Source organism: Sulfurimonas sp. (assembly GCF_028694895.1).
Taxonomy (GTDB): Bacteria; Campylobacterota; Campylobacteria; order Campylobacterales; family Sulfurimonadaceae; genus Sulfurimonas.
The window spans coordinates 1-3,406 of sequence record NZ_JAQVKA010000134.1; the positions used below are offsets into that span (position 1 = coordinate 1).

5 protein-coding genes are annotated in these 3,406 nt (G+C 33.6%); all 5 read right to left on the reverse strand.

What is annotated here, in order from left to right; genetic code table 11:
• On the reverse strand, positions 1-729 hold a 729-nt coding region (locus PHI38_RS09775; protein ID WP_299855623.1), incomplete at its 3' end, for a nucleotidyl transferase AbiEii/AbiGii toxin family protein.
• The gene (locus PHI38_RS09780) at positions 726-1,364 is read right to left on the reverse strand and encodes a hypothetical protein (RefSeq protein WP_299855625.1); all 639 of its coding nucleotides are present in this window, start codon (positions 1,362-1,364) and stop codon (positions 726-728) included. The genes PHI38_RS09775 and PHI38_RS09780, both read right to left, overlap by 4 nt.
• Before the next feature lie 243 nt (positions 1,365-1,607).
• On the reverse strand, positions 1,608-2,744 hold the full coding sequence (locus PHI38_RS09785; protein ID WP_299855627.1) for a Fic family protein: 1,137 nt from the start codon (positions 2,742-2,744) through the stop codon (positions 1,608-1,610).
• A 154-nt stretch (positions 2,745-2,898) separates the two neighbouring features.
• Positions 2,899-3,051: a hypothetical protein gene (locus PHI38_RS09790; protein ID WP_299855629.1), complete on the reverse strand. Its 153-nt coding sequence runs from the start codon at positions 3,049-3,051 to the stop codon at positions 2,899-2,901.
• A 72-nt stretch (positions 3,052-3,123) separates the two neighbouring features.
• The coding region (locus tag PHI38_RS09795) for a hypothetical protein (RefSeq protein WP_299855631.1) at positions 3,124-3,406 on the reverse strand (283 nt) is incomplete at its 5' end.

The following is a 3,406-nucleotide window of genomic DNA, read 5'->3' on the forward strand; positions in this document are numbered from 1 at the left end:
TGTAAGCTCATTTGGTATATTTATCTCATTTGATTCTAGGTATTTACAGCTTTGAGAGAGTCTCGCTTTTAAGTGTTTTACATCAAGTTCTACATCGTTTGCTATGTACCAAACCAAGTCATACCAGTCACGCCCTTTTGGTCTGCTGCTCCATGCACGGCAAAGGATAGCGTGCATTTTTCCTGCATACAAAGACGGCAAAGTAAATGCGTTTATCGAAAACGGTCGTGGAGTTAGTCTTATGACATTTTGTGTTTCAAACTCCAGCGGTGGGTTTGTATCTACTTCAAGTTTTATCTTTACGGCTTGATCTCTATGGATTTTGCTTGTTATATCTTTTGGAGCATTTATATTTATGAGATGCTCGATAGTATTACCTTTTACAAAAGCTGATGCTATTGCACTACTATTATTTTTCTCTTTTATCTCTATGGTTACATCAAAACCGAATGATTTTAAGCTAGAGATGATTGCATCTTCATAAGGTTTTAGGTTAAACTTTTGGTTTGACTCAAGAAGTGAAAAATCCAAATCTTCTGAAAATCTTGGAAGATTGTGCAGTATTCTAAGAGCTGTTCCGCCGTAAAAGGCAGCGTGCTTGAAAAACCCTGCATCATAAAGACCTAACAGCACTATCTCTTGCAGTATCTCTCGTAGAGCATCAAAGCTGGCATTTGGATCTGAAAGGTCATATTTTTCGAGCATTTTTATAAGTGCAGGATGAGTCATAACTTTCCTTTAAGGGCTACTTGAGAGAGCGTTTTGAGATTTCGTGATCTATATGCGGTGGCTATCTCTTCTATAAGCCCAGCATCCAACGGCTTTGCGATCTCTAATCGCAGATCATATTTTAGATATTCTACCATCGCACCTTGAGTAAGAGTACCGATACCTCTATCGTAGCGTATCTTGTCGCACAGAGCTTTTTCTGGAGTTGCTATAAATCTTCCGCCTTCAACATCATCATAAAGCCAGTCAATCCCTAAAGAGTAAACTTTGAGAGGTACTTTTTTATAGCTAAATCTTCCTACGGGGGTCTCAAAAAGTTTTTCGTTTTTACTTGTGGCAGATGTGATCTCACTTACCCTCTCAGGTATCATCCCGTAGTAGCTCAGAGCATAGTCAAAAGAGACATAAGAAGGAGTATAAAGAGTGTTTGCAACACTGATGAGATCTATCGGTTTTGTAAGGTATGCTTTAGAAAAGGTATAAAACCCTTTTTTTAGCCGTACAAGTTCACCACTTTTTACAAGGTTTGAGATCTTATCATTTACGTTACTCACTGATTTCTCAAGCACTGCATAAATCATCTCATGAGAAAATACTGACAGTGGCAAAGCGTTTTTAATCTCGATAGTTTTCATAAGAAAAATTATAGCATAAAATCCATAATACTATATATATAATCCAATATATAAATATTAACTATATTAAATAATTGGTTTAATGCTGTTTTACTTTTTGTGGCTTTTATAAAGTGAGAGTTTATAAAAGTAGTAATCTCGGAAACAAAATGGAGATCTATTTCTTTTTATAAAAAGAGCTATATTTTGAGTAACCGTTTTCGTATCTAAATTTTCCTATGGCAACCACAATGGTAAAGAGTACTAAGAAATATGATTAATAGTATATCTAGTTCCTCTACCTGTCGTACCCTCTACTTTTTTTATACACCCTTTAGCTAATAAATCTGCAATATCTCTTGAAGCATTAGTTTCTGCTGTATTTGCTATTTTTACATATTTTGCTTTTGTAAGATCACCTTTAAAATTTTCGCTTCCAATATCAAGAAGCCTATTTAATACTTTTATTTGTCTGGAATTTAGCTCATCTTCTCTATGAGTATCCCAGAATTTTATTTTTTCTACGATGTAATTAAGTTGCTTCTGTGCATCTAGTAGTGCATGGTGCAAAGTTTTAAAAAACCACTCCATCCAGTAAGTAATATCTAGTGGATCATCTTTTGAAAATCTTCCAGTTGTTTTATCCAAAGCTTCATAATAACCAATTCTATCCTCATAGATACTCTTTGACATAGTATAAATCTTTGAAAAAGAGGATTGCTCAAGTTTTGATAATACTCCATCTGTTAAAGCTCTTGTGATTCTTCCATTTCCATCATCAAAAGGATGGATTATGACAAACCAAAGATGAGTAATAGCCGCTTTTTCAAGTGTTGTAGGAGTATCATTGAACCATTTTATAAAACTTTTCATCTCTTTTTCAAGAGTTTCATGTGGCGGTGCTTCATAGTGAATCTTTTCATTACCATAATCCCCTGACACAACTTGCATAGCACCTTCGTCTCTAAACTGGGCTACTTTAATCTTTGAAAATCCACTATACCCTTTTTCAAACATCGCATGGTGCCAACCAAATAGTGTATCAAGTGTCAAATCTTCCTTATAGTTTGAGTTAGCATCAATGAGGATATCTACATAATTATCTTCTTTTCTTAGAGCCTTATAATGTTGATGAGATTCTAGTCCAAGCTTTTGTTTAATAGATGAGCGAACACTATCTCTATTTAATATCTCACCCTCTATTTCACAACTTGCAATGATTTCATTTTCCAAAGTTTGAGCTAATGAATATCTTGTACTCTTTTTATCCATCAAAAGCATAAAAGATTTTAGTTTGCCTTGCTCGAAAGCAATATCTCTTAACAGTGGTTCTAGTTTGGCTTTATCGTATCTAAAATTGGGATATTCATCATATTCCCATATCCATTTTTGTTTTTTCATAAAGTGAGTATAGCTAAAGTGGAGTGAAAAATCAAGATTTTCGTTCCATAAAGTGGTATGTAAAATATTTCTTTTCGTATCTAAATTTCCCTATGGCAACGGCAAAAAGCACCAAGGGAAGTAGTGTAATTTCTAAAGCCGACATAAATACATACTAAAAAAACTCTCTCAAAGAGTCTCTAAACGGTTTGTAGTATGTTGCAAGTAGTGCGGCCACAATCATCATCAAAATAACAAACGACGCATCATGCTCGCCACGAAGTAATGCAAAAATAAATAGTGCAATTAAAAGCAGTAAAAATGGCATATAAGTTTCCTGAACGAAGCAATTTAATACACTCAAGTATCAGTTGGTTTCATATTTCTTTCCAATATCTCGTTAAGTTTCTATTTGTAAACTGATATGAACAGTAGGAGTAAACCCTTTCTTGAACATTTCAACATATGATTTTGGTGTTAAAATTGTTACATCACTATGAGTAATGTTTATATTTGTTGGTTCATAGCCTTCAAATGTCCATTTAAATACATTATTGTTCCAAATTAAATATTCAATATCATCAATCTGAATCATTGTACCATTTGGTAATAAACTTATTTTATCTTGATAGGTAACTTTTTGTTTTTTATTGATTCTATCTTGATGAATAATTTTATCAATA